Raw genomic sequence first — 26,987 nt, 5'->3', positions numbered from 1 at the left:
CGCCCCCATGACTGCGGCGGGGGCGGGGGCGGGCCGTGGCCCGCATCGGATGTGTCACGGCTTCCTTGCCTGGGTACGGGGCAGCCTCGTCGCCCCCGCGGCGGCGAGCAGGCAGAAGCCGAGCACCCACCAGAAGGTGTCGGCGAAGGCCGAGGAGATGTCCTGGCCCCGGGCGGACAGCCGGTTCTCCAGGACCACCGCGAGGGCGGCGGTCCCGACCGAACCGCCCACCGTATTGAGCAGATTGAGCGCCCCGGACGCGCGAGGGAGATGCTCGGGTTCGATGCGGCTGTAGACGATGTTCATCACGGGCGCGCCGACCATGGCCATCCCGATGCCCCGGACCGCGAGCGACGAGGCGATCACGAGGTCCGGAAGATCGTGGCCGAGCCGGGTGAACGGAACAGTCCCCGCGAGGATCAGCACGATGCCGGTGACCACCAGGGTCCGCGGCGCGACTTTGCTGATGGTGCGGGTCACCAGCACGGAACCGGCCGCCGCCCCCAGCCCCTGGGGAGCGAGCAGGAGCCCGGCCTCCCACGCCGTCAGCCCGCGGGCCGTCTGGAAGTACAGCGGCAGCAGGAACATCGTGCCGAACACCGACGCGCCCAGTACGAGCAGCGCGAGGGCGGCGGCGCCGAAGGGCGGCCGGGTGAACAGCCGGGGGTCGACCAGTGGCGTACCGCGGGTCCGCAGCCCGTGCACGGTGAAGCCCGCCAGCATCGCCAGCCCCGCCGTCACACCGACCGCGGCCGGGAGCGTGCGGCCGTGGGCGACCTCGGTCAGCCCGTACACCAGCACGGCGAGGCCGGGCGAGAGCAGCGCCGCCCCCCGCAGGTCGAACGCGGTCCGCCGCGTCGACGGCGGGACCGCGGGAACGTAGCGGCGGGCGAGCACCGCCGCGACCGCGCCGATCGGCAGATTGACCAGGAACAGCCACGGCCATGGCGCCACGCCGAGGATGGAGCCGCCGGCCAGCGGGCCGAACACCGGGGACAGCAGCGGGACGACCGCGACGACGCTGATCACCCGTCCGGTGCGGTGGGGCCCCGCGACGCGGGCCAGCAGTGCCTGGCCGGTCGCGGGCAGCAGCCCGCCGCCGAGGCCCTGGATGACCCGGAACACGATCAGGCTGGTCACCGACCAGGCCATCGCGCACAGCACCGAGCCGAGCAGGAACACCCCCACGGCGGCGAGCCATGTCCGCCGGCCCCCGAACCTGTCGGCCAGCCAGCCGGACGCGGGCACGGCGGCGACGACGGCCAGCAGGTAGGCGGTGGTGACCCACTGGATCTCGGCGACGGAAGCGCCGAACTCCTCGGTCAGGCTGTCGATGCCGACGCTGACGATCGTGGCGTCCAGGGTCGCCATGAAGGTGCCGAGCACCAGGATGAACGCGATCCGCAGAAGCTGTCCGTCCACCCGCTCGCCCGGCGGCGAGGACTTCCCCTCCGGCGGTGCGGCGTTCGCGCTCATCGGCCCTCCAGAAGGTCGAGCACGTCGGTGTCGAGGTGGGTGTCCAGGGTGCGGAGCAGGCCGAGCAGTTCCTCGGCGAGCCCGTCGATGCCCACCCCGGCCCGGTGGGCCAGCACGCCGGTCCAGCCGTCGCCGTCCGGCATGACCGTCAGGGTCACCGGATGGTGGGTGGATTCGCGGAAGCGGGTTCCGACGACGGTGAGCCCGGGGGCGGGTTCGCGCAGACGGTCCGGGTCGACCGGGTAGTTCTCGAACACCACCAGGCTGTCGAACAGCCTGCGCCGCCCGGTCAGCCGTTCCAGGTCGGACAGGGCGACGTGGTGGTGCTCGACCAGCGCCCGCTGCCCGCTCTGGAGACCGGCGAGCGTGTCGGCGAGGGTGCCTTCGAGCCGCGCCCGGACGGGCACGGTGTTGGCCAGCAGTCCGATGATCTCCTCGATGCCCTCCAGCTCCGGAGGACGGCAGGCGACCATGGCGCCGAAGCAGACGTCCGTGAGGCCGGAGCGCCGGGCGAGCAGCACCGCCCACGCGCCCTGCACAAGGGTGTTCCGGGTGAGCCCGCGGCGTGCGGCGAGGCGCGTGAGGCCGTCCACCAGTGCCGCGTCGAACTCGATGAGCTCGGGTTCCTGCCAGGCCGGACCGGGTTCGCCGCCGCCCAGGTAGTCGCCCTCGGGCAGACCGTCCAGTCCGGCCGCCCAGGCGCCGAGGTCCGGTTCGTGGTCGGCGCACCAGCTCAGGTAGTCCGCGAACGGTACGGGTTCGGGCAGATCCGGGGCCTCGCCGCGGGCCCTCGCCGTGTACAGGGCGAAGAGTTCGGTGAGGATGCGCGGGGCCGACCAGCCGTCGGAGAGCACATGATGGCTGGTCATGACCAGGTCGGCGCGCCCGGGGCCGCACCGGATCACGGTCAGGCGCAGGAGCGGGCCGCGGGCGAGGTCGAACGGTTCGGCCAGGTCGGCGGCCAGCACCTCCTCGGCCGGTCCGTCGGCCACGCGGAAGTCCGGCCGGGGCGACACGGGGATCACCGCCAGGTCGGCGGGGAAGGCGGCGCCCAGGTTCGAGTGCCGGGCCAGCAGATCGGCGCCGGCGGCCCGCAGGGCCTCGATGTCGAGCGCTCCGGCGAGGGAGAACGTCGACTGCACGGTGTACGGGTCGGGGCGCTCGGTGCGCGAGTGCCGCAGCATCACCTCCTGGAGCGGGGTGAGCGGCTGCATCCCGGCGACCGGGCTGTCGGGGTCGAGCGCCCCGATCTCCGGCGCGGCGGCGGTGCGCAGGAGCGCGGCCCGCAGGGCCTCTGCCAGTTCCTCGATCTCGGCGGCGGTGAACAGCGCGGACGGCCAGGTGAACCGGACGCCGAGCATGTCCTCGCGTACCAGGGCGTTGACCATCAGGCCGTACGGCAGCGGCATGGCGTCAGCCCCGTCGGAGCCGAGCGGTCCGGCGTCCGGGGGCGCCTGCCACGGCGTCTCCAGGGCCGGGGCACCGGGGTACTGGCCGAGATAGTTCCAGGCCACCTCCGGTTCCACGGGGTCCAGCAGGCCCGCCGAGGTGAGGATGCCGTGGCCGAGGCCGTCGCGCTGGGCCCGCAGCCTCTCCCTGACCGCCTTCACGTCGTCGCCCGCGTCGAGCCGCACGGGGTGAACGGCGGTGAACCAGCCGACGGTCTGGGACAGGTCGACCTGGCGCGGCCGGCCGTGGCTCTCCAGGGCGACCAGCAGTTCGGGGGTTCCGCGCCAGGCCCGTACCGCCTGGGCGAGCGCCGTGAGAAGCACGGCGTCCGGGGTGGTGCGGTAGGCGGTGGGCAGTGTGGTGATCAGGGCACGGGTCGACCCGGTGTCGAGCCGTATCTCGTGGTGCGTCGCGGTGGCCACGGTGTCGCGGGCCGGGTCGAGCGGGCGGGTGAGTGCCGGCGTGGCCGTCATCCGCCGCCAGTGCGGCAGTTCGGCGCGCCGGTCGGCGTCGCGGAGCGAACGCGCCCAGCCGAGGAACGACTGTCCGTGCCGGGCCAGGGTCCCGCCGGAGTACGCGTGCTCCAGGTCGTCCAGCAGGACGCGCCAGGACACACCGTCGACGACCAGGTGGTGAGCGATCAGGACGAGGCGCCCGGGGCGGTCCGGCCCCGCGTCCACCCAGACGGCGCGCAGCAGCGGGCCGGTGCGCGGGTCCATCGACTGCCGGGCCTCGGCGATCCCGGCGTCGGCCGCGGCGCGCAGGTCGTCCGTTGCCCCTGTCCGGGTCAGTACCTGGGCTCCGGTCACCGCCCCGGCCGGCGGGATGCGCAGCACGTCGTCGGCGAGATGGGCCCGCAGGACGTCGTGCCGGGCCAGGACCGCGTCGAGCACGGTCCGCCAGGCCTCCTCGTCGCCGCCCGGCGGGACGCAGATCTCCACCCACTGGCAGAAGCCGTCGGCGGCGGTGCCCGCCCGGCGCAGCAGGTCCCGCATGACCGGGGTCAGCGGCGCGTCCCCGACGGCGGGTGCCTCTCCGCCGTCGAGGGCGCGGGCCCGTGCGGCGATTCCGGCGACCGTCTCTCCTTCGAAGACGTCCCGCGCGGTCAGTCCGATCCCCTGGCGCCGGGCGCGCGAGACGACTTGCAGCGAGACGATGCTGTCTCCGCCGATGGCGAAGAAGTCGTCGTCGGGGCCGATGTCGTCGCGGCCCATGACGTCCCGGAGCACGGCGAGCAGCACCGCCTCGGCCTCGGTGGCGGGTTCGCGCCGTGCGGTGGCCAGGGTCTCGGGGGCCGGCAGCGCGGCGGCGTCGAGCTTGCCGCTGGGGCTCAGCGGCAGCCGGCCGATCGGTACGAGCGCCGTCGGCACCATGTGGTCGGGCAGTTCCCGTGCCAGGTACGCGCGCAGCCGGGCGGTGTCCAGGTCGGCGCCGTCGGTGGGGATGACATAGCCGGTGAGCCTGCCTTCCCGCACGATCACGGCGCAGGCGCGTACGTCGGGGTGGCCGGTCAGCGTGGACTCGACCTCACCCAGTTCGACCCGGAAGCCGCGGATCTTGACCTGGTGGTCGGCGCGGCCGAGGAACACCAGCTGTCCGTCGGGCCGCCATCGCACGAGGTCGCCGGTGCGGTACATCCGCTCTCCCGGCGGGCCGAACGGGTCGGCCACGAAGGCGGCGGCGGTCAGGGCGGGGCGGCCCAGGTAGCCGCGGGCCAGGCTCGGGCCGGCGAGGTACAGCTCGCCCGTCACTCCGACGCCGACCGGCTGGAGCCCGCCGTCGAGGACGTAGGCGCGGACGTTGGGGTCGGGACGGCCGATCGGCAGCGGGCCGGTGTCGTCCGGGTCGTAGTGCCAGGTCGTGGAGTTGATCGTGACCTCGGTCGGACCGTAGGCGTTGAACAGCGCCCGGCGCCCCTCGCCCCAGCGCCGTGCCAGCTCGGGGTCGAGGCGCTCGGCGCCGACGACGAAGAACACGTCGGGGTCGACGGTGCGGTCGTCGGGCATCGCGGCCAGGAACGACGGCAGCAGATTCACTCCGGTCACCCGGTGCTCGGTGATGTAGTCGAGGAGTTCGTCGCCGGGGACGCGTACCTCCTCGGGGGCGATCACCGACGTACCGCCGGAGAGCAGCGGCACCATGGTCTGCCAGAACGCGACGTCGAAGCCGGTCGAGGCGAAGTGGAGATAGCGGTCGTGCTCGGTGACGCCGACGACCTCTTCCTGGAGCGCGATCAGGTCGGGCACGCCCCGGTGGGTCACGCCGACGCCCTTGGGCCGCCCGGTGGTTCCGGAGGTGTAGATGACGTAGGCGAGCGCGTCCTCGGTGAGCCTGGCCCGTGCCTCGGCCGGGTCGGTGTCCGGTACGGAGGCGAGGGTGGCCGGGTCGTCCAGCCGCAGGACCGGGATGCCGCGGTCGACGGGCAGTTCGGCGCCGGTCGTCACGGCCGCGGCCGGGGCGATGTCGTCGAACATGTAGGCGAGCCGATCCTGCGGGTAACTCGTGTCCATCGGTACGTAGACCGCGCCGGCCTTGGCCACACCGAACAGCGCGACGGTCATCTCGATGTCCCGTCCGAGCAGGACGGCGACCGGGTCCTGGGGCCGTACGCCGCGCTCGATCAGCGCGTGGGCGAGCCGGTTGGCCCGCCGGTCCAGCTCGGCGTAGTCCAGGCTGCGGTCGCGGCAGACCAGTGCCTCGGCGCCGGGCCTGCGGCGCACCTGGGCCGCGAACTCCTCCAACCAGTGGCCTCGGCTCCTGCCGGCGACGGTCTCGGTGCCGGTACGCAGCATCCGCTGCCGCTCGTCGGCGCCGAGCGCGGGCAGCCGGAGCGCGGGCCGTGCCGGGTCGTCGACGATCTCCCGCAGGAGGTTGTGCAGCCAGCGGCCGTAGTCGCGCACGGTGTCCCCGGCGAAGGCGCCCGGCTGGTAGCCGAGGCCGATCGTGATCTCGTCGTCGGGGATCACGATGACGGTGAGCGCGTAGTGGGTGGCATCGGTGATGTCCACGCCGGCCAGGTCGAGTCCGGGGGCGAGCGGAGTGCGCTTGCGGCTGGACTGCGGGAAGTTCTCCATCACCAGCATCGTGTCGAACAGTTCACCGATGCCCACCGCCCGCTGGATCCCGGGCAGTCCGACGTGGTGGTGCTCGGTCAGCGCGACGCTCTCGGCGTGCACCTGCGCCATCAGGTCCCGCACGCTCCGGTCCTGGGTGTGCCGGACACGTACCGGGATGGTGGTGCCGAGCTGGCCGATCATCGACTCCACACCGTCGACCTCGGCGGGCCGCCCGGACACCGGGCAGCCGAACACGACGTCGCGGCGCCCGGTGAGCCTGCCGAGCAGCAGACCCCACGCCGTCTGGAGCACGGTCGTCAGGGTGACGCCCTGCTCACGGGCGAACGCCCGCAGCCGGTCACTGAACTCGCGTCCCAGGCCGATGGTTTCGCGGCCGGGCCGCTCCACCGCGGTCCCGGTGCTCGCGGGTGCCAGCCGGGTCGCGTCGTCGACTCCGGCCAGCGCGTGCCGCCATGCGGCGAGGGACGCCTCCCGGTCCCGGCCCGCCAGCCACCGGAAGTACTCCGACAGCGGCGGGGAGGCGGGGGCGGCGGGGCCGCCGCTCAGCTCGGCGTAGACGGCGAGCAGGGTACGGCCGACCAGCGGCATCGACCAGCCGTCGAGCAGGGCGTGGTGGTTGGTGATCGCCAGCTTGTGCTCGGCGGGCCCGACACGCGACAGCAGGAAGCGGATCAGCGGCGGCCGGGCGGGGTCGAACGGCCGCTCCAGATCGGCGCGGGCCGCTTCGGGGAACGTGTCGGCCTCCCGCCAGTCCAGGGCGACTTCGGCGGGGATCACCTGCACGACCTCGTCCCCCGCCGTGCCCAGGTACACGCGCAGGGCGGGGTGGCGGCGCAGCAGTTCGCGTGCGGCCTCGGCCATCCGGTCCGGCCGCAGCTCGCCTACCAGGGTGGTCACGGCCTGGACGACGTAGACGTCGGTGTCGTGGTCGTCGCGGAGCAGGGTGTGGAAGGACAGTCCGACCTGGAGGGGCGTGGCGGGCAGCACGTCCGTGATGCGGCCGGTGCGTTCGAGGGCGTCGATCGCGGTCTGGTCGAGGCCGACCAGCGGGAGGTCCGAGGGGGTGAGTCCGCCGGTGGTGTGCAGCGCGTGCTCGGCCAGCGCGTCCAGCGCCGCGGCCCAGGCGGTCTGCAGGGCGGCCACGGCATCGGTGCCGAGCACACGGGTCGCGGCCGTCCACTCGACGGCGAGCCGTGGGGCACCCTCCTCGTGGACGAAGCAGTTGAGGGCGAGTACCTGTTCCAGGGCCTTGGCTCCGGGCTCGGTCACCGAGAAGGCGTCGTGTTCCGGCAGGTGCCATCCGGTTCCGGGGAGCGGGGCGAACCGGCCCAGGTAGTTCAGAGTCACGTCCGGTGGCGGGGTGGCCGCGAGTCCGGCGCCGGCCTCCGGGTCGAGGTGGCGCAGGACTCCGTAGCCGATGCCGCCGTCGGGGACGCCGCGCCTGGCCTCCTTGGCGGCGCGCAGTGTCTGCCCCACGTCGTCGGACGCGGGAACACGGACCGGGTATTCGCTGGTGAACCAGCCGATCGTGCGGGACAGGTCGAGGTGTTCACGGCCGTGGCCCTCCATCGACACGGTCACGGCGTCGTCCGGCAGGCCCCAGCCGCGCAGGGCGAGGACGAGTGCGGCCAGCAGCACTTCGTCGACTCCGGCGCGGTAGGCCGCGGGCAGGGTGGTGAGCAGCGCCTCGGTGACCTCGGGCGAGGCCACGGTGACCGACCGGTGGGCGGTCGAGACGGTGTCCTCGGCCGGGTCCAGCGGCCGGGCGCCCAGCCGGGGGGCGGAGGCGAGCACGGTACGCCAGTGGTCGAGTTCGCCCCGGCGCGCGCCGGATGCCCCCTGTTCGGCGAGGAGCGTGGCGTGCCGCCGCCAGGACGTCCCGACCGGGTCGAGAGTGCCGCCCGTGCAGGCCGTGTGCAGGTCGGGCAGCAGGATGCGCCAGGACACGCCGTCCATGGCGAGGTGGTGCACGACGATGACCAGCCGGTCGGGGGCGCCCTCGGCGGTACGGAGCAGGGCTGCCCGGAGCAGGTCGCCCGAGCGGGGGTCGAGTTCGCCCGCGAGGCGTCCCGCGAGGGCGTTCACTTCCTCGCCGCGGACCTCGGTGACGACGGCGCGCACGGTGCCGCGGGGCAGTACCTCCAGGCCGTCGGCGACCCGCAGCCGCAGCGCGTCGTGGTGGTCGAGCACGGCCTGTACGCCCGTGGCCAGGTCCTGGTGGCGGAGTTCGCCGACACCGAGGGCGGTCCACTGCGCGTAGCCGGCGACGGTGTCCACGTCCGGGTGCGGGTCGAGCAGACCGCGCACGATCGGCGGGGCGGGAACGGGCCCGGTCGGGTCGTCCACCGGTTCGGACACCTCCTCCAGCAGTTCGGCGGAGGCGGCCAGCGCGGCGAAGGTGCGGCGCGCCAGCAGGTCCCGCGGCCGCAGCCCGAGACCCGCCGCCCGCAGTCTGCTGCTGATGGTGATCGCGGTGATGCTGTCCCCGCCGAGGGCGAAGAAGTCGTCGTCCACACCGACCCGTTCGACGTCGAGCACCTCGGCGAGGACCGCGCACAGCAGCCGCTCCCGCTCGGTGCCCGGCTCCCGGCCGCCGCCGGGCAGGGCGGGTGCGGGCAGGGCGGCGCGGTCGAGCTTGCCGTTGGGTGTGACGGGCAGTTCGCCCAGTACCACCACCGCCGCGGGCACCATGTGCTCGGGCAGCCGCCCGGCGAGGTGGGCACGCGCCTCGTCCGCGGTGACCGAGGCGGACACGACGTAGCCGACCAGCCGCGCGGACCGGATGCCGACGGCCGCGGCGGTGACGCCCGGTACGGCGGCGAGTGCCGCCTCGACCTCGCCGGTCTCCACCCGGTGGCCGCGGATCTTGACCTGTCCGTCGCCCCGGCCCCGGTAGTCCAGGCCGCGGCCGGGCACCCAGCGGGCCAGGTCGCCGGTACGGTACATCCGCTCGCCGGGTGCGCCGAACGGGTCGGCGACGAAGCGCTCGGCGGTCGCCCCGGGCCTGCCGAGGTAGCCGCGGGCCAGATGCGGTCCGGCCAGGTACAGTTCGCCGGCCGTGCCGTGCGGTACGGGTTGCAGCGCGCTGTCCAGGACGTAGATCCGGGTGCCCGCGAGCGGGTGGCCGATCGTCGGCCCGTCGCCGTCGATCCGTGCGGTGGTGCTGTCCACGGTCGCCTCGGTCGGCCCGTACATGTTGCGTGCCGTGATGCCCGAGTCGGCGACCCTGCGCCACAGTGCGGGCGGGGTGGCCTCCCCGCCGAGGACCAGCAGCGCCGGGCGCAGTTCCAGCAGGCCGCCGTCGACCAGCGGCGCGGCCATCGACGGGGTGGTGTCCACGATGTCGATGCCGTCACGGACGTAGGCGGCGAGCAGGGCGTCGGCGTCGCGGGCCGTCTCGCTGTCGTAGACGTGAAGTTCGTGGCCGCAGAGCAGCCACACCAGGTGGTCGAAGGCGGAGTCGAAGGCGAAGGAGTAGGTGTGAGCGGCGCGCAGTCGCCGGCCCGCGGCCCGCTCCGCCTCCGCGACGACCGTGGACCGCTGGTGGTGCAGCAGCACGGCGAGCCCGCCGGTCCGGCCGAGCACGCCCTTGGGGCGCCCGGTCGATCCGGAGGTGTGGATCACGTAGGCGAGGTGCTCGGGGTGCCGGGGCGCGGCCAGTTCACCGGCCGTCAGCGGCTCACCGGAGAGCCCGGCGGCCTCGCCGAGCAGGGTGGCCCACGGCAGCCCGTCGACCGCTCCGGTGGTCAGCACCAGCGCGGGGCGGGTGTCGTCGATCAGCTCGCGCAGCCGTTCGGGCGGGTACGCGGCGTCCAGGGGCAGGAACGCGGCGCCCGCGTCGAGCACCGCCAGCAGGGCGACCACCGAATCGGCGGAGCGCGGCAGCGCCAGCGCCACGACGTCGTCGGGACCGATGCCGCGGGCGCGCAGCGCACGGGCCAGCCGGTGCACCCGCTCCGCCAGTTCGGCGGCGGACAGCCGGACCCCCGCGCACACCAGTGCCGTGCGTCCGGGACCGGCGGCGGCCATCGCGTCGAACGCGGTCGGCACATCCACCGGCGTGCCGGGCAGCGCGGACGGGGACCAGTCCGCCGGCGGCCCGTCCGTGCCGCCGGTCAGGGCGATCCGTCCGACGGGCAGACCGTCCATCAGGCCGGAGAGCAGGGCCCTGAACCCGGACAGCAGGCTGTCGACCGCGGCCTGGCCGGTGGACCGGGCGTCGGCCTCGAAGCCGAGCAGCAGCCCGCCGTCACGGGTGGGCAGGACGCTCAGGCCCATGTCCTCGGGGGGACCGCCCGCGACGTTGCGCATCACCCCGCCGGCCCCGGCGAAGTCGAGCGCCAGGTCGAAGGCCTTGAGGTTGATCCCGCGTCCGTGCAGCAGCGCACCCGCGCCGGGCGCGCCGAGGTCGCGCGGCAGGTCCTCGCCCCGGTAGCGCTGGTGGTCGCGCATCTCGCGCATGGCGGAGGCGACCCGCAGGCTCAGCTCCCCGAGCCCGTCGCCGCCGCGCACGGTCACCCGCAGCGGGAGAACATTGACGGCCATGGCGGGGGTACGCAGCTCGGCCGAGCCGGTCCGGCACATCAGCGGCAGCGCGAACACGATGTCGGTGCGGCCCAGCATGCGGTGCAGGAAGGCCGCGTACCCGGCGATCAGTGCCTCGCCCCAGGTGACACCCTGTGTGTCGGCGAACGCGCGCAGCCGGGCCGTCTCCTCGGGCGTGACGACGGCGCGGGCGGTCAGGGTGCGGTCGGGCGGACCGGCCGCGGTGTCGGTGTCACCGAGGTCGGGCAGCGGGGTGAACCGCTCGACCCAGTACGCGCGGTCCTCGGTGAACCGGTCGCTGTCCCGGTAGGCGCGGTCGGCGGCGACGAGCGCGGCGAATCCGCCGAAGGTGGACTTCGCGGGCTCGGTCCCCCGGACCAGGGCGGTGTAGCGGGCGGCGGTGCGGCGGGCGAGCATCGCGGCGGTGTAGCCGTCGAAGACCAGGTGGTGGCCGAGCTGGGTGTACCAGACCTCCCGGTCGGAGAGCCGGATGACGGTACGTGCGTACAGCGGCCGGTCCACCATGCCCCGGCAGGCCTCCCCCGCCCGCGCCCGCTCGGCTTCGACGAGGGCGTGGGCGGCGGCCACCGGGTCGGCCGCGCCGCTGACGTCCACCACCTCGGGCGGCTCGACCGGTTCCTGGCTGACCGCCTGGCGTGGCCCCTCGGAGGTGTCGTACACCCGGAGCCGCAGGGTCTCGGCCTCCTGCGTGGTCGCTCTGACCGCCTCGGCCAGAGCGGCAGTGTCGACGCTCCCGCCGCCGGATATCTCCACCACGTCGCCGACCACGTAGTACGGCGAGTCCGGCTCCAGCCGCTGTGCGTTCCAGATGCCCAACTGGGCGCTGGTCAGGGCGAGAAGGCCGTCCGAGGGCACGCTTGCGGTGCTCAACTTACTCTCCTTGAAGTGTGGGAACGACCATGGGCGTGTCGGTCACCGGGTCGGGGACGATGACGCTCGGCAGGTCGAACACGTCCTTGATCAGCGCGGCGTCCACGATGTCCCCGGGGTCGCCCTCGGCGACCACCCGGCCGTCCTTCATGGCGACCAGGTGGTCGGCGAACCGGCAGGCCTGGTTGATGTCGTGCAGGACGGCGATCACCGTGCGGCCCTCGTTGCGCAGCCTGGCCAGCAGGCCGAGCAACTGGTACTGGTGGGTGATGTCCAGGAACGATGTCGGTTCGTCGAGCAGCAGGTAGGGCGTCCGCTGGGCGAGCACCATGGCCATCCACACCCGCTGCCGCTGGCCGCCGGACAGCTCCTGCACCGGCCGGCCCGCCAGGTCAGCGACACCGGCGGCGTCCATCGCCCCGGTGACGGCCTCCTCGTCCTCCGGCGACCACAGCGCCAGCAGCGACTGGTGCGGGAACCGTCCCCGCGCCACGAGCTGACGGACCTTGATGTCCTCGGGGGCCAGCGGGTCCTGCGGCAGGAAGCCGAGCTGCTTGGCCAGCGCCTTGGGCGCGTAGCCGCCGACCGCCCGGCCGTCGAGTTCCACCTGCCCGCTGTCGGGGCGCAGCAGCCGCACCAGCGCCCGCAGCAGGGTCGACTTCCCGCAGGCGTTGGGGCCCACGATGGCGGTGAACGCGCCGTCGGGGATGTCGAGGCTCAGCCGTGTGGACACGACGCGGTCTCCGTAGCGCAGGGTGATGTCCCGCGCGGTCAGGCGTGCGGTCACGCGCGCCTCACCTCCTTGGTCAGCAGCCAGATCAGATAGCAACCGCCGATCGCGGTACTCACCACACCGACGGGCAGCGCGACGGGCGCCAGCAGCATCTGGGCGAGCAGGTCGGCGCCTTGGAGCAGAACCGCCCCGGTCAGCGCGGCCGGGAGCAGCGGCACCCCGGCGGCGCCGGCGAGTCTCCGGCCGATCTGCGGGGCGGCCAGGGCGATGAAGGCGATCGGTCCGGCCACCGCGGTCACCGTGGCGGTGCAGCCGACACCGACCAGCACCATCAGCAGTCGCAGCCGGCCGAGCCCGACCCCGGTGGTCACCGCGATCGCGTCGCCGAGCGAAGCCTGGTGCATGGCGTGGGCCCGCGCGGTCATCACGGCCAGCAGTACGGCGATCACCGTGAACGGGATCCCCAGGTCCCCCCAGCCCACACCGTTGAGCGAGCCGGCGCTCCAGCCGACGGCGGCGATCGCCACCTCCAGTTCGGCGCGCAGCACGATCCATGAGTTGATCGCGGTCACCATCGCGTTGACCGCGATGCCGATCACGACCAGCCGCATTCCGGAGAAGCCGCGTTCGAACGAGAGCAGGTAGATCGCGGCCGCGACCAGCAGTCCGCCGAGCACCGAGCCGGCGGCCAGTTGGGCGGATGTGCCCGACAGCACGGTGATGGCGACCAGGGCACCGGTGTAGGCGCCGGCGTCGAGGCCGATCACGTCGGGGCTGCCCATCGGGTTGCGGGTGAGGTTCTGGAAGATCGCCCCCGCCACGCCGAGCGCGGCGCCGAAGACGAGCCCGGCCAGGACCCGCGGCAGCCGCCAGTCCAGGATCACCACGGAGGGGTCCGCCCCGGTCAGCGCGGCGAGCACCTCGCCGGGCGTCGACCAGGACGCCCCGTAGCAGAGCCCGAGCATCCCCAGGCACAGCATCATCGCCACCAGCACCACGACGAGCACGGCGGTGCGGCGTTCGGCCTTCGGTCCGAGCCTGTTCACAGTGACCCCGCCCCGTAGCGGCGGACGGCCCAGATCAGCATGGGCCCGCCGAGGAAGGCGGTCACGATGGCCACCGGTACCTCGCCGGTGGGCAGCAGGATCCGCGAGCCGATGTCGGCGACCAGCAGCAGGATCGGCCCCAGCACCATCGAGTAGAGGATCAGCCAGGGCACCGAGCCCGACGCCGGCCTGCGGACCAGGTGCGGCACGATCAGTCCCACGAACAGGATCGGCCCGGCGACCGCTGTCGCCGCCCCGCTGAGCACGGTGATGAGCACCAGTGCGGCGCCCCTCACCCGGCCCACGCCGGCCCCCAGTGTGTGCGCCACGCTCTCCCCCAGCGTCAGGGCGTTGAGTGCCCGGCTCAGCAGCAGTGCGCCGGTCAGCGACACCGCGATGGCGGTCAGCGGCAGGGCCAGCGGCGCCTGTTCGCGGGCCGCCAGCGATCCGACCGACCAGAAGCGGTACATGTCGAAGACGTCCGGGAGCATCAGCCGCAGCCCGAGGGCGACACCGCTCAGCACCGCGGTGAGGGCCACTCCGGTGAGCACCAGACGCAGCGGCGAGCGCCGCCCGACCGCGGCGACCAGCAGCGCCGCGAGCACGGAGCCGATGACGGCGAAGCCCAGTTCGCCGGCCTGTCCGGCGGCCAGTCCGAGCGCCGAGCCCACGGTGACGGCGAACCCGGCGCCCGCGGTGACGCCGAGGATGCCGGGCTCCGCCAGCGGGTTGCGGGCCAGCGTCTGGATCAGCGCGCCCGCCACCGCGAGCGCGGCACCCACCGCGACGGCCAGCAGTGCGCGCGGTCCCCGGACATCACGCACGATCACATGGTCGTCGGTGCCGTGATAGTCGAACAGCGCCCGTACGACCTCGGCGGGCGGGACCGGGCGGGCCCCGACGCCCATGCTGATCACGGCGATCACCACGAGCAGTACCAGTCCGCCGATCAGCCAGCCGATCCGCGGCACGGCCCGCCGGGTTCCCGCCGCACCGGACGCGCGGCCCGCGACGGTCACCGGTTCAGCAGCGGAGCGAGCGACTCGTCGATCGCGTCCAGGGTCTTCATGGCCGATCCGTAGGTCGCGGCCTCGGTGTAGCGGAGCGGGAAGGTCTTGCCGGCCTTGACGGCGGGCAGGTTCTTCCACAGCTTCGAGTCCATGACGTACTTCACCGGCTCGGGCACGGTGCCGTCGGCGTTGACCGAGTACGTGAGGACGTCTGCCTCACCGAACGCGGCCGGGAGCTCCTCGATGGACGGGTACTCGCTGACCGAACGCGAGCCGGGGCCGGACTCCTTGACCTTGCCGTAGTACTTCGCGCCGAAGTCCTCGGCGATGTTGGTGCCCCACGAGCCGCCGAACTCGCGCTGGAAGGTGCCCTTGGCGACCTCGCCGTACGAGCCGACATGGCCCAGCTTGAGCTGGGGCAGCACGTCCTTGTACTTCTTGGCCAACTCGGCGGTCCTGGCCTCGTACGTGCTCTTCACGGCGTCGAACTGCTCGAGCGCGCCCGCTGCGTCGGCCTGCTTGTGCGACAGTTCGCGCCATGCGGACGGCACGGTCGGGCCGATCGCCACGACCGGGGCTATGGACTCCAGCCGCTTGATGTCGATGTCACCGAGCACCGGGGCGGGCACACCGATGATGATCAGGTCGGGCTCGGCCTCGGCGACGGCCTCGTAGTTGGTCTCGGCCGCCGACTCGCCCGCGACCTTGGGGAGCTTCTTGTAGGTGGCCAGGTCCTCCTTGCTCATCATCGGCTCGCCGCGCTTCCACGACGAGATCCCGACGAGCGGCGCGTGGGCCTCCAGCATGGCGGGCACGGCGTAGCCGGTGGCCACCACGCGCTTCGGCTGGGCCGGGATCGTGATCTTGCCGTTGTCCGCCGCGAACACCCGGGTCCTGGCCTTGTCCGAGGAACCCGACCCGTCCTCCGACGACCCGCATCCGGCCAGGACGAGGGCCAGCGACACCGCGCCGACCAGGCCGAACGATCTGCGTATGGACATGCAATTACTCCTTGCTAGTTAGGTAAGGCTCACCTTAGTTGATGGCCTTTCGGCAGGACAACCACGGACCGGTGTCACACCCGTCCCGGTCCGGCCGGTTTGTCAGTGATCGTCCTCGTCGAAGTCGGCGACGCCGCGCTTCCAGTACCCGGTGATGTCGGAGTCGGCCTTGTCCAGGCACAGTTCGTCGCGGACCCAGCGGCGCAGCGGCTTGATCTGCCCGGCCTCCCCTGCGGCCCACACGTACACCCGCTCCCCCTCGGGCACGGCCACGGCGGTCACCGCCCGCTCCAGCGCGTCCCCGCTCCCCGCGGGGTGGTCGCCGCGGTGCAGCCAGCGCACCTCGACACCCTCGGGCGCGGACAGCTCGATCTCCTGCGCGGCGTCGGCCACCTCGATGAACGCCCAGCCCTTCGCGGCCCTGGGCAGCTCCTCCAGCCGGCGGGCGATCGCGGGCAGCGCCGTGATGTCGCCCGCGAGCAGGTAGCGGTCGTAGGCGTACGGGACGATCATCCCGCCGGGCGGCCCCGCGATGTGCATGACGGCACCCGGCCGGGCCTCTCGCGCCCAGTCCGAGGCGAGCCCGCCCTCGTGCGGGGCGATGTCGATGTCGATTTCGCCCGCGGCCGGGTCGTAGCGGCGCACGGTGTACTCCCGCGAGACGAGCGCCGGCCGCGGCCAGCGCAGCATCAGGCCGTTCCGTTCGGGCAGCCGCAGCGTGCCGTCCGGATCCGGGAAGATCAGCTTCACATGCTCGTCCGGCGCGTGGGCCTCGAAGCCCTCGGTGCCCGCACCGCCGAGGGTCACCCGCAGCAGACCGGAGCCGACCATGGCGACCCGTACGACCTCGGTCTCCCGGATACCGATCGGATAGCCCACCTTCTCGGCGTGGCGGCCCTCCCTGACCTCCGCGATCCGCTCCAGATGGCGGTGCCTGTGGTCGACGCGGCTCATGCGGTCCCCCCCGTCAGCAGCGCCGTCCAGTGCCCGAGTTCGGGCTGCTCGGCCAGGTCGGGAAACTCCAGAGCGGTCGCCCCCGCGGTACGCCAGCGTTCGACCAGGATCATGATCCGCACCGAGTCCAGGCCGAGGTCGACCAGATTCTCCTCGGGGGCGATGTCGGCGGGGTCGCAGTCGAGCAGCTCCGCGACATCGGCGCGGACACGTTCGGGCGACAGGGTCTGACTCATCGGATGACTCCTGCGGAATGGACGCCGGCGGCGCGGTCGGCGCGTCGGCGGTGGTGGATACGACGCCACAGCGCTGGGGTGGCCGGCCGCTCGGCGGACACACCGCGGCGGAGTGTCCGCCGAAGCGTCGTTCGGCCGGCAGGCATGGGTCCCCCTCTCCCATCAACACCCAGGCAAGGCAAGGCTAACCTAATCCATGGGAGTCGATGATGTGAAAGCGGGCTGACCATGACGCTGACGCCGATGACGAACGCGACTCCGCGCTCCATGACCCTTTGTCACATCGCCCCGCGGGCGGGCCGATCGGCCGCGGCGGCGGAGCGGCGACGTGCCGGGGCGACGGCCGACACCCACAGCCGTGGCGCTGCCGCCGGCTGTGGGTGTCGGGTGTCGAATGCCGGGTGCCGGTACGTGTGCCCTCAGCCGCGGGCGTGGAGCAGGCCGAGCCGGCGCAGGTCGGTGACGTACTTGCGGATGAGGGCGGCCGACAGGTGCGGGATGTCCCTGTCGGGGCCGATCTTGGCGGCCCGCACCGCGGCGTGGAACCGCCCGGCGGCGATCGCCGCACCGGGAACGCCGTCATCGGGTTGCGCGAAGGCGTGCAGCAGGGGCAGCAGCGAGTGCTGACGCTGTTTCTCCGGCAGGGCGCGGAGCGCCGCCGAGACGCGGATGAGCCAGTCGTCGTAGTCCTCGATGCGCCGCACGGGGTGTCCGGCCTCGGTGAGCCAGTCGACGAAGGTGTCCAGCGAGATGCCGTCGTCGTGCGGGTTCAGCACGTTGAAGGTCCGGTAGCCCTCGGTGGCGCGCTCGCCCAGCGCGGTGATGGCCTCGGCGGTGAAGTCGACCGGCAGACCGTCGTAGTGGGCGCGGGCGCCGGCCCGGTAGAACGAGCGCGGGGCGATGCCGGTGGCGACCAGGCTGAACAGGAGGCGGGTGAACATGTCGGGCACATTCAGCTGGCCCGGGTATCTGCTGTGTGCGAGGAGCATGTTCGAGCGGAAGACGGTCACCGGCAGGCCGCACAGGTCGTGCGCCTCCCGGAGCAGGACCTCGCCCGCCCACTTGCTGGTCGCGTATCCGCCCGCGTAGTCCTGCCCGATCCGCCGGACCGGGCAGGTGGCGCGGATGTCGGCGTCCTCGTCCAGTGCCGCGGCCCCGGCTCCGGTCCCCAGGGCGACGGTGGACACGTAGTGGACGGGCTTGATCCGGGTGGTGAGCGCCAGCCGGATCACCTCGGCCGTGCCGACGACGTTGGGTCCGAACAGCTGGGAGTAGGGCAGCACATGATTGACCAGCGCGGCCGGGTGGACGATCAGGTCCACGGTGCCGGCCAGCCTGCTCCAGGTGTCCTCGTCGAGGCCCAGGCGCGGATCGCCGATGTCACCCGCGAGCACTTCCAGGGTCCCGGCGGCCAGGTCCCGGTACCGGCGGAGGAGTTCGGCCTCGCCGCTGCCGAAGGCGTCCTCCAGCCGCTTCGCCGCGACGTCCCCGCCGCTGCCGCGCACGACGCAGATCAGTCTGCCGCCCGAGGCCGCCAGCCGCTCCAGCCATTCCAGGCACAGGAACCGGCCGAGGTAGCCGTTGGCCCCGGTCAGCAGCACGGTCCGTACGGCGCCGTCGGGGCGGGGCAGCCCCGGGGCGGCGGCGAGCGCCGGCGCGTCGAGGAATCTGTCCAGGGTGAGGTCACCGGCACGGACGTCAACGCTGCTCCGGCCGTGCACGGAGGCGAAGGTGGGCCGCTTCGCCCCGGACTCCCGTTCCTCCTCGATGTACGCGGCCAGTCGGGCCAGACCGTTGGCCGGGCTGATGACCACCCCGACGGGAACCTCGACGTGGAAGATCTCCGTCATGAGCTGGGAGAAGGACAGCGCGGACAGCGAATCCCCGCCCAGGTCGGTGAAGTGCACATCCGCGCCCAGGTCGGTGTCCGGACAGCCGAGCAGGGCCTGGGCGGCCCGGCTGACCGTGTCCAGCACCGGCCGGTCCGGCGCGGCCCGCCGCAGCTCGCGCAACTGCTCGGCCTGCCCGTCCGCGAGGTCGGCGTACAACTGCTCCAGGACCTCGCCGTAGCGCTCCCTGAGTCTGGGGCGCAGCATCTTGTGGCTCTCGGTGAGCAGTCCGTTCCCGGCGCTGAAGGGTTCGGTCTCGATCAGGAAGTCACGCGGGATCTCGTACGGGTTGAGCTCGGCCCCCTTGGCGATCTCCTGGAGCGACGCGCTGAGCAGTCGCTTGAGTTTCCCCGGCTCGTCCGCTCCCCTGGCCAGCGCGTCCGGCGTGGGCACCACCACCGCGAGCAGATAGGCGCGCTCGCTGTTGCCGTGCACGAAGATCTGCTGGACGAGGGGGCTGCCGCCGAAGACGGTCTCCAGGCGGGAGACGGCCACGAATTCGCCCTGCGAGAGTTTGAGGGTGTCCTTGGTGCGGTCGATGTAGACCAGCCGGTCGGGACCCGTCTCGGCCATGACGTCGCCGGTCCGGTAGTAACCGTCCTCGTCGAAGATCTGGGCGGTGACCTCGGGGCGCTTGTAGTACCCGGAGATCATGGAGTCCGTCTTGAGCAGCAGTTCGCCGCGCGGATGGGGCGAATCGGTGCGGAAGTAGCCCAGTTCCGGGACGTCGGCCAGCTTGTAGTCGATCACCGGCGGGCGCTGCACCACCGTGTCGAGGAGCACCCCGCCGGCTTCGGTGGATCCGTAGCCGGTGTACAGGTGGAGGTTCAGGCAGGACTCGACGAAGGCCGCCACTTCGGCGGAGAGCGGGGCGGTCCCGCAGAAGGCCTTGGCGACGCGTCCGCCCAGGTAGTTCTCGCGCAGGTCCGTCCTGACCGCGGTCTCGACGTCGCCCGGCTCGCCGGCCCGCCGGACCAGTTCGCTCTGGTACTGGTGGAAGAGCATGTCGCACAGCCGCGGGACCATGGTCAGCTCGGTGGGGCGGATCAGCGCGATGTCCTCGAACAGGGTGGACAGGTCGCTCCTGGCGGTGAAGCAGCCGATACCGCCCCGGACGAGCGACCCCATCAGCGAATAGCGGCCGGCGAGATGGCTCTGCGGCATGTAGAGGAGGCTGATGGGGGGGCCGTCCGCGGCCCCGTAGCTGAAGCCGTACCACGCGGTGCCGACCAGCCGCTGTGTGTACATGGCCCCCTTGGGGGTCCCGGTGCTGCCGGAGGTGTAGATCAGCAGGGCCAGCGGGTCGTCGCCCGGCTCGGCGACGAACAGCGGGGCGGACGGCAGATCCCTGCCGCGCTCGATCACCTCGTCCAGCGACTCGACGGCGACCGTGCCGCGGGCTTCGGCCAGGCGGCACCGGGCGGACTCGAAGGTCTCGCGCTGCTCCGCGATCCGTGGGTCGTACCCGAACACGATGACCCGCTCGACCGAGGCCGCCCCGATGACGGCTTCGACGGCGGCGTCCACGCGCTCGATGCTCGCGGCGAGGACGCGCGGCTCGGTCTCCGCGATGATCGGCTTCAGCTGGGACATCGGCGCACTGGACTGCAGGGGCACGGACACGATGCCCAGATGGATGCAGGCGAGGTCGATGGTCGCGTAGTCGGTGCTGGTGAAGCCCAGGATGCAGATCCGGTCGCCCGCGCCCGGCACGGACCGCGGGTCGTGGTGCCAGGCGCCGGCGACCGCGCGGACACGGGCCCACAGTTCGCGGTAGCTGATGGTGTCGAACCTCGGGAGCAGCCGCCCCGTCGCAGGGTCCCTCGCCCGTTCACCGAGGGCCGGCCGGTCCCCGTAGCCCTCCAGGACGGCTGCCATGACCTCGGCAAGTCCTTTGCCCGGGTCACGCACCGCCGCGGTGACCTCCTCCACTGCTTCGGCCATGGTCAGCCCCTCCCCCGGCGTCCCGGTGAATGTCGTCGAGTCGTGCGCGGGCACATGGGCGGCCGGTGCTGTCGGGCGGCGGCGCCGGCCGGTGCGGACCTCACCAGCTGACGGGCAGCGCGGCCACCCCGCGGATGAGGCGGTCGGTCCGCCAGGACACCTGGTCGACCGGGACGGAGAGGTGCAGTCCGGGCAGGCGGCGGACCAGGGAGTCCAGGAGTACGCGCAGCTCCATCCTGGCCAGTTGTGCGCCGAGGCAGTGATGCACGCCGTGTCCGAAGGTGAGGTGCGGGTTGTTCCCGCGGTGGAAGTCGATCTCCCCGGGGTGCTCGAACACCAGGGGGTCCCGGTTGGCGATGCCCAGCTCGGCGACCACCGCGTCCCCGGCGCGGACGGTCTGTCCGCTCAGTTCCACGTCCGCGAGGGCGATACGGGTGAAGCCGGCGGAAGCGCTGATCGGGATGATCCGGGAGAGCTCCTCGACCGCGTCGGGTACGAGAGCGGGATCGGCGACGAGCTGCTGCCAGAGGCCGGGGTTGGTCAGCAGCGTGTAGACGAAGTTGCCGAGCTGGTTGGCGGTGGCCTCCTGGCCGGCGGACAGCAGACTGACCCCGAGGCTGACCAGCTCCTTCTCCTCAAGGCGGTCCTCCTCGTCGGGGTCGGTGACCAGTTCGCCGAGGAGGTCGTCGGTGGGGTCGGCGCGGCGGAGCCTGATCAGACCGGCGAGGTAGTCGTTGAGGTGTTCGCGGGCCTGCAGGGACTGGGCCGGATCGGTCAGCATCAGCAGACCGTCCACCCAGATGTTGAACCGGTCGCGGTCGGCGACGGGCACGCCGAGCAGTTCGCAGATCATCGTGATCGGCAGGGGCCAGGTCAGCATCTTGGTCAGGTCGGCGGACGGTCCGGCGGCGATCATGTTGTCGAGCAGGCCGTCCATGATCTGCTGGGCACGCGGGCGCAGCGCCTCGACGCGGCGCACGGTGAACGCGTTGGCCACCCGGCGCCGCAGCCGGCTGTGCTCCGGCGGGTCCATGCTCATCATGGAGGTACTGGGCAGACCGGCGGCGACCGTGCGCGGGATGTCCTCGCCGACGGCAGCGGCACGGCTGAACCGGGGATCGGCCAGCACGACCTTGGCATCCGCGTGCCGCGTGACCAGCCAGGCCTCGCCGCCGTAGGGCAGGTTCACCCGCAGCACCGGCTGTTCGCCGCAGATCTCGGCCAGCTTCGCGTCCACGTTGAGCCGGTCGGCCGGGCCGAAGGGATAGGCCCGCACCTCTTCCCCTGTCGTGGTCATCGTGTCAGTCCTTCCAGTCCTGGCAAGCCGTTACCTACGGATATGGGGTTACTGAATGCATGGCGCGGGAGGGCCCGGCGGGTCCGCCGTTGTACGGAGGTCCGGGGGAAACCCGGTCCGCCGGGCGATGGATGAGGAAGGGCCGGAGCCGCGGCCCGCGGATATCGGCAGCGGTTCGCCGCCGCGGATCACAGGGCGGCGACGCGCCCGCCGTCGATGACGAGATTGCTGCCGGTGATCCAGGCCGCGCGCCGGGAGACGAGAAAACTCACGGCGTCGGCGACGTCCTGCGCCCGGCCGATCCGGCCGAGGGGAATCTCGTCGGCCCACGACGAGGATTCGCCGCTTTCGCCGTTGCCGCCGCTCGCACCGCTGTCGCCGCCGAGATAGTCGATGATCCTGTCGCGCGCTTCGTCGGCTCCCGGTGTCGCCACGTTCCCCAGGGAGACGGCGACCACGCGGATTCCTTGCGGCGCCAGTTCGGTGGAGAGCCCCTTGCTGTACGTCTCCAGCGCGGACTTGGCGGCCGCGTAGTGCAGGATCATCGGGTAGGACGAAATGGTGGCGATGGACGAAACATGCAGAATGACCCCGCCCCCGCTCTCGCGCATGGCGGGCACGAGCGCGGAGTTGATCCGGACGGCGGCCAGGAAGTTGATGTCCATCGTGTACTGCCAGTCCTGCTCGATGTCCAGCGCGCTCTGGAAGGTCCGGCATCCACCCGCGTTGTTGATGACGATATCGACTCCGCCGAGGCTCTCCAGAGCGGCATCGGCGAACCCGCGCACACCGTCGGGCGTACTGAGGTCGGCCTTCACGAACTTGGCCGCGGACGGGGTGTGTTCGGTCGCACTACGGGCCGAGGTGACCACGGTGGCGCCGGCGTCGAGCAGGTTCCGCACGATCGCCGCGCCGATGCCGCGGCTGCCTCCGGTGACGACCGCCCGCTTGCCTTCCAGCTCTTGGGGTATCTCTGCAGAAAGGCGACTCTGGCTCACCCTGGGTTCCGCCCCTTCTTGGCTCAACAGCCCTGTCCGCGCGGCACGGATCGGCGAGAGAAAAAGATCGCCCGATCTGCAGTCCAGAATGGGGAATTCATCCCGTTCGATCATGGTGGCGCGGAATCACCAGAACCACTATCAACGATCTCTTTGACACGGTCAAACTGATTATATCGATGCCCTGAATCGCCTCATGCGATACAAGCCAGGAACAGCTGCGGCGCGGAACAGTCCTGCCCGGTCGACTGGACATCTTGATCAGCACAATCGATAATTGTTGCTCAACGGTGTGCGGCCGTGAATATTTCCGCACCGCCTGGAATGGCATCCCCCCACAGCCACCCTTCGATGTGTCAGGTCTCCTTGGGCTCGCGATCCTTCGATCACCCCCGGGTACCATATGGCGGCCGCACCACCGGCCGTTCCGCAAACGCTTCAGGGTGGCGGAACAGGCGCGCACGGAACATCTGTGTCAACAGTGGCGAAAACTCGGGAGGAACAATGGCCAGCCTGGACGAGCCGTTCACCGTGGGCGATCTCGTGGTCCCGAACCGGATCGTGATGGCCCCGATGACCAGAATGAAGTCCCCCGGAGGTGTGCCGGGCCCGGACGTCGCGGAGTACTACGCCCTCCGGGCGGCCCACCAGGTCGGGCTGATCATCACCGAGGGAACCTACGTCGACCGCGCCGCCGCCGGCGCGTACGAGGACGTGCCCCACTTCTACGGCGAGCGGGCCCTCGCGGGCTGGGCGGACGTGGTGCGACAGGTGCACCGGGCCGGGGGCAGGATCATTCCGCAGCTGTGGCACACCGGGGTCGTGCGTCCGGGGACCGAGCCGCCCGCCGAGGGCCCTTCCGGGCTCGGGCTGGACGGCTCACCGGCCGGAAGGGCGATGACCCAGCAGGACATCGACGACACGGTGGCAACCTTCGCGGAGGCCGCCGCGGCCGCCGAGCGGCTCGGGTTCGACGGCATCGAACTGCACGGCGCGCACGGCTATCTGATCGACGATTTCCTGTGGAGCGGCACCAACCGCCGGACCGACCGGTACGGCGGTGATCCGGCCTCCCGTGCCCGCTTCGGCGCCGAGATCGTGCAGGCCGTCCGCGCGGCCGTCGCCCCGGGCTTCCCGGTCTTCTTCCGGCTCTCCCAGTGGAAGGTCAACAGGTACGACGCCCGCACCGCGGAGAGCCCGGCCGAACTGGAGCGGCTGCTGGCCCCGTTGGTCGACGCCGGCGTGGACGCGTTCCACGCCTCGACCCGCCGCTACTGGCAGCCCGAGTTCGAGGGCAGTGACCTCAACCTGGCCGGCTGGGTGCGCAGACTGAGCGGCAGGGCCACGGTGACGGTGGGTTCGGTCGGCCTCGACCGCCAGTACGGCGAGGGCCTCTTCACCGAGGGCTTCACCCGGCCGGCCGGACTGACCGGCATCGAGGAGCTGGTGGCCCGGCTGGGGCGCGACGAGTTCGACCTCGTCGCCGTGGGCAGGACACTGCTGGCCAACCCCGATTGGGCGGCGAAGGCACTGCGCGGCGAACTGGCCCAGACCGTCCCCTACGACCCGGCCGTCCTGAAGACCCTGGCCTGACCGCCGTCTCCGCCGGCCGCCGCGACGGATCCCGGACGCGGCGGCCGGCACCACGGCCAGGTCCCTGTCCCTACTTCTGCCCCTGCCCCCGCGCCCGCGAGCCCCGGCGACACGGGCTGCGGGCTGTGGACTGCCCCCTATTCCACGCCCGCTTCCTTCTGCATGACCGAATACCATTCGTCCCTCATACGCCGCACCGTGGTTTCGTCAAATACCTGTGCGTCGTACTTGAGGAACACTTTGTACCCGTCGCCCTCCCGGTAGAACTCCACCGAGAGAACGAACTCTCCGGCGTACGGCAGGTCGTCGAACTGTCGCAGGTCCAATTCCCCCGGCCCGGCCGAAGAATTATTGGTCAGCAGGTCGGCGCCGTCGAAATTCTGGAAAAGGAAGTTCGCCAGCACCAGCGGCTTTCCCTCCGCTCCCAGCGCACGGGCGATCTCCGGCAGGGGGAGGGCTCCGTGGTCGATGCCGGCGATCACCTTGCGCTGCATGGATCTGAGCAGCTCGGGAAAGCCGCCGGTACCGGTGGAGCGGATGGGCAGGCAGTTCACGAACTGGCCGACCACGTCCTGGAACCGCTCCTCGTAGCGGGCGACCGCGGTCAGGCCCGTGACCAGGTCGTCCTGTCCGGTCAGCCGGTGCAGAAACCGCACATACGTCGAGAACAGCACGATGGCGACGCTGACCCGGTGTTCCCCGGCCCTGCCGGCCAGCGCGGTCACCAGCGCGGGCGGCAGCCTCATCGTCACCACATCCACGCGGGGCATCCGTTCCGGGTCGTACGGACGGTCGTAGGGCAGCGCGAGCGCCGTACGCGGCCCTGCCAGCTCACGGACCCAGTGGTCCCGGTGGCGACGCGCCCCCGGGCCGGCGAGCATCGCCTCCTCCCATGCGACGAAGTCGCCGTACGTGGCCCGGCCCGCACTCTCCTGGCCCCGGTAGGCCTCCTTGAGTGTGCGGATCAGGAGCGCCGTGGACGTGCCGTCCAGCAGGATGTGGTGCACGGTGATCAACAGCAGCCGTCGCCCTCCGGCGAGGGAGACCAGATGGGCCCTGACCAGGGGGCCCGTCGCCAGGTCGAAGGGGACGTCGACCAATGCCCGCAGTTCGGCGATCTGTCCGGCGCGCGTGGTGGCCCCCGGGCCGACCCGGTCGAACGACGGGACCCGGTCCGGGTCGATGTCCATGTACGGCACACCGTCCCGCTCCCCGAAGACCGCGCTCAGCACCGGGTGGATCCTTGTCTGTGCCCGGATCGCCCGTTCCAGGGCCGCGGTGTCCAGGTCCCCGTGGATCTCGAAGAGGAGCGGGAGGTTGTAGGTGATCGGCTCCGGCCAGCGCCGGTGGTCCCGGTACATCGCCAGCTGACCGCTCGACAGGTTCCAGCGTTCGCCCGCCGTGCCCGGGGGGCCGGACAGCACCGAGTCCAGGTGCGGCACCCGGCCCGGTGCCTCCCGGTGCAGTCCCGACCAGTCCACCTCGATGCCCGACACCCACAGCGACGCGAGCCGGGACAGCTCTCCGGTGGCGGCCCAGCGCCGTATCAGCAGGTCCCGCAGATCGCTGTCGTCGCGGATCTCCGCGGCCAGCCCCCGGGCCGCCTCCACGGTGCCCGGGTGTCCCCGGCCGGCCCGCAGGGCGGCCCTCAGCTCCTCGGTCGAGGACACCACGACCGCGTACCGCTCGCCCATCGCCTCCTGTCCCACCTGGAGCGTGAACGCCAGATCGGCGAGGCCGGTGTCCGGGTTGCGGTCGAGGAACCCGGACAGCCTGCCGACGGACGCGGCCAGCTGCGCGGGAGTCCGCGCCGAGAGGACGACGACCTGGTCGGCGGTGGCGGACATACCGTCAGCGGGACGCACGGCACACTCCTCGGTGGTACGGGATCACGCGCACCGGGCGGTGGAACTCCGGTTCACACATGGGAGTTCGCCTCGCAGCTGATCGAAACCGCCGATCTCAGCACATCCAGGAAGGCTCCGCCCCGGCTGCTCATGGTGAGATCCGGCATCACGGCCACCCCCAGCGACACGGAGGGAAGATCCCCGAGCAGCTCGACCTCCCGGACCCTCCCTCCGTCCAAGGTCGTCGTGTTCGGCACCCGCTGGCACATCAGCGTGAACCCGGCACCGGCCGCCACCAGCCCGCGCACGGTCTCCGCGCTCGTCGCCGTCATCACCCGGGGCATACGGACACCGGCGTCGGCGAACAGCGCCTCGGTATGGCGGAGGACCGCCGGATCGTTCACGGTGACCAGTGGCCGGACGGCCAGCTCGTCCAGGCCGAGGGGGCCGGACAGGCCCCTCGGGTCGTCATCGGCCACCAGGGCATGGACGGGCAGATCGGCCAGGGGGTGAAACCGGCACTCGCCCGACAGGAAGCCGTACGTCACCGCCAGCTCGCACCGGCCGTCCTGAAGGGCTTTCAGAACCCCGTCGGCGGACGCCTCGTGGACGTTCAGCCGCAGCGCCCCGTACCGCTCCCCGGCCACCCGGTGGGCCACGGGCAGCAGAAACGGGGAGAGGGCGAGGAGGAATCCGACATCGAGCCGGCCCGCGGTGCCGCCCGCCAGGGCATCGCCCTGAGCCTTGAGGTTCCTGGCCTGGCCCAGCAGTGCGCGCGCCTCCCTCAGGAGGTGGCGTCCGCTCGGGGTGAGACTCACCCCTCGGGCGTGATGGCGAAGGAGCAGCTGCACACCGAGCTGACGTTCCAGCCGCATCACGGCCGACGAAACCGTCGACTGCGAGGCGCACAGCTTCTCGGCCGCCTCCGAGATGTTGCCGAGCTCGGCGGATACGACGAAGTACCGCAGTTGTGTGAGGCTGAAGCCCAGGCGATCGTTCAT

General features: G+C 72.2%; 14 protein-coding genes. 1 reads left to right on the top strand and 13 read right to left on the bottom strand.

Annotated elements, in window-relative coordinates:
* Positions 1-54 precede the first annotated feature (54 nt).
* From OHA98_RS17640 to OHA98_RS17590, 11 genes are all read right to left on the bottom strand, one after another.
* Positions 55-1,476 carry an MDR family MFS transporter gene (locus OHA98_RS17640; RefSeq protein ID WP_266926889.1) on the bottom strand — a complete coding sequence of 474 codons (1,422 nt, stop codon included), beginning with the start codon at positions 1,474-1,476 and terminating at the stop codon, positions 55-57.
* Positions 1,473-11,438, bottom strand: coding sequence for a non-ribosomal peptide synthetase (locus OHA98_RS17635; RefSeq protein WP_266926888.1), 9,966 nt, complete (start codon positions 11,436-11,438; stop codon positions 1,473-1,475). The genes OHA98_RS17640 and OHA98_RS17635 overlap by 4 nt, the downstream gene beginning before the upstream one ends.
* 1 nt (position 11,439) lies before the next feature.
* Positions 11,440-12,225, bottom strand: coding sequence for an ABC transporter ATP-binding protein (locus OHA98_RS17630; protein ID WP_266926887.1), 786 nt, complete (start codon positions 12,223-12,225; stop codon positions 11,440-11,442).
* Positions 12,222-13,154, bottom strand: coding sequence for an iron chelate uptake ABC transporter family permease subunit (locus OHA98_RS17625; RefSeq protein WP_266927940.1), 933 nt, complete (start codon positions 13,152-13,154; stop codon positions 12,222-12,224). Before OHA98_RS17625 ends, OHA98_RS17630 begins: the two co-directional genes overlap by 4 nt.
* Before the next feature lie 59 nt (positions 13,155-13,213).
* Positions 13,214-14,236 carry an iron chelate uptake ABC transporter family permease subunit gene (locus OHA98_RS17620; protein WP_266926886.1) on the bottom strand — a complete coding sequence of 341 codons (1,023 nt, stop codon included), beginning with the start codon at positions 14,234-14,236 and terminating at the stop codon, positions 13,214-13,216.
* Positions 14,233-15,228, bottom strand: a complete 996-nt coding sequence (locus OHA98_RS17615) for an ABC transporter substrate-binding protein (protein WP_266926885.1) — start codon at positions 15,226-15,228, stop codon at positions 14,233-14,235. Before OHA98_RS17615 ends, OHA98_RS17620 begins: the two co-directional genes overlap by 4 nt.
* Before the next feature lie 102 nt (positions 15,229-15,330).
* Positions 15,331-16,182: a siderophore-interacting protein gene (locus OHA98_RS17610; RefSeq protein ID WP_266926884.1), complete on the bottom strand. Its 852-nt coding sequence runs from the start codon at positions 16,180-16,182 to the stop codon at positions 15,331-15,333.
* On the bottom strand, positions 16,179-16,418 hold the full coding sequence (locus OHA98_RS17605) for a phosphopantetheine-binding protein (protein WP_266926883.1): 240 nt from the start codon (positions 16,416-16,418) through the stop codon (positions 16,179-16,181). Before OHA98_RS17605 ends, OHA98_RS17610 begins: the two co-directional genes overlap by 4 nt.
* Before the next feature lie 419 nt (positions 16,419-16,837).
* Entirely contained in the window at positions 16,838-20,251 is a 3,414-nt protein-coding gene (gene car, locus OHA98_RS17600) for a carboxylic acid reductase (RefSeq protein ID WP_266926881.1), read from the bottom strand.
* A 100-nt stretch (positions 20,252-20,351) separates the two neighbouring features.
* On the bottom strand, positions 20,352-21,548 hold the full coding sequence (locus tag OHA98_RS17595; protein WP_266926880.1) for a cytochrome P450: 1,197 nt from the start codon (positions 21,546-21,548) through the stop codon (positions 20,352-20,354).
* A gap of 188 nt (positions 21,549-21,736) precedes the next feature.
* Positions 21,737-22,660: an SDR family oxidoreductase gene (locus OHA98_RS17590; protein ID WP_266926878.1), complete on the bottom strand. Its 924-nt coding sequence runs from the start codon at positions 22,658-22,660 to the stop codon at positions 21,737-21,739.
* Positions 22,661-23,050: 390 nt separating this feature from the next.
* On the opposite strand from OHA98_RS17590, the gene OHA98_RS17585 reads away from it, so the two are divergent.
* Entirely contained in the window at positions 23,051-24,139 is a 1,089-nt protein-coding gene (locus OHA98_RS17585) for an NADH:flavin oxidoreductase (protein WP_266926876.1), read from the top strand.
* A gap of 137 nt (positions 24,140-24,276) precedes the next feature.
* Here the strand turns inward: OHA98_RS17585 and OHA98_RS17580 are convergent, their stop codons facing one another.
* Both OHA98_RS17580 and OHA98_RS17575 read right to left on the bottom strand, forming a co-directional pair.
* Positions 24,277-26,004 carry a condensation domain-containing protein gene (locus OHA98_RS17580; protein ID WP_266926874.1) on the bottom strand — a complete coding sequence of 576 codons (1,728 nt, stop codon included), beginning with the start codon at positions 26,002-26,004 and terminating at the stop codon, positions 24,277-24,279.
* Between the two features lie 53 nt (positions 26,005-26,057).
* The gene (locus tag OHA98_RS17575; protein ID WP_266926872.1) at positions 26,058-26,987 is read right to left on the bottom strand and encodes a LysR family transcriptional regulator; all 930 of its coding nucleotides are present in this window, start codon (positions 26,985-26,987) and stop codon (positions 26,058-26,060) included.

This window comes from Streptomyces sp. NBC_00654 (genome assembly GCF_026341775.1).
In the GTDB taxonomy this organism is placed as follows: Bacteria; Actinomycetota; Actinomycetes; order Streptomycetales; family Streptomycetaceae; genus Streptomyces.
Note: the sequence above shows the minus strand (reverse complement) of the source record. Positions and strands in the feature narration are given on the sequence as shown.

What these genes read in the sequence shown, in the direction of transcription:
- OHA98_RS17585 (WP_266926876.1), top strand. Translation starts at nt 23,051, where the DNA reads ATGGCCAGCCTGGACGAGCCGTTCACCGTGGGCGATCTCGTGGTCCCG.
- OHA98_RS17595 (WP_266926880.1), bottom strand. Translation starts at nt 21,548, where the DNA reads ATGACCACGACAGGGGAAGAGGTGCGGGCCTATCCCTTCGGCCCGGCC.
- OHA98_RS17610 (WP_266926884.1), bottom strand. Translation starts at nt 16,182, where the DNA reads ATGAGCCGCGTCGACCACAGGCACCGCCATCTGGAGCGGATCGCGGAG.
- car (WP_266926881.1), bottom strand. Translation starts at nt 20,251, where the DNA reads ATGGCCGAAGCAGTGGAGGAGGTCACCGCGGCGGTGCGTGACCCGGGC.
- OHA98_RS17615 (WP_266926885.1), bottom strand. Translation starts at nt 15,228, where the DNA reads ATGTCCATACGCAGATCGTTCGGCCTGGTCGGCGCGGTGTCGCTGGCC.
- OHA98_RS17575 (WP_266926872.1), bottom strand. Translation starts at nt 26,987, where the DNA reads ATGAACGATCGCCTGGGCTTCAGCCTCACACAACTGCGGTACTTCGTC.
- OHA98_RS17590 (WP_266926878.1), bottom strand. Translation starts at nt 22,660, where the DNA reads ATGATCGAACGGGATGAATTCCCCATTCTGGACTGCAGATCGGGCGAT.
- OHA98_RS17605 (WP_266926883.1), bottom strand. Translation starts at nt 16,418, where the DNA reads ATGAGTCAGACCCTGTCGCCCGAACGTGTCCGCGCCGATGTCGCGGAG.
- OHA98_RS17625 (WP_266927940.1), bottom strand. Translation starts at nt 13,154, where the DNA reads ATGATGCTGTGCCTGGGGATGCTCGGGCTCTGCTACGGGGCGTCCTGG.
- OHA98_RS17640 (WP_266926889.1), bottom strand. Translation starts at nt 1,476, where the DNA reads ATGAGCGCGAACGCCGCACCGCCGGAGGGGAAGTCCTCGCCGCCGGGC.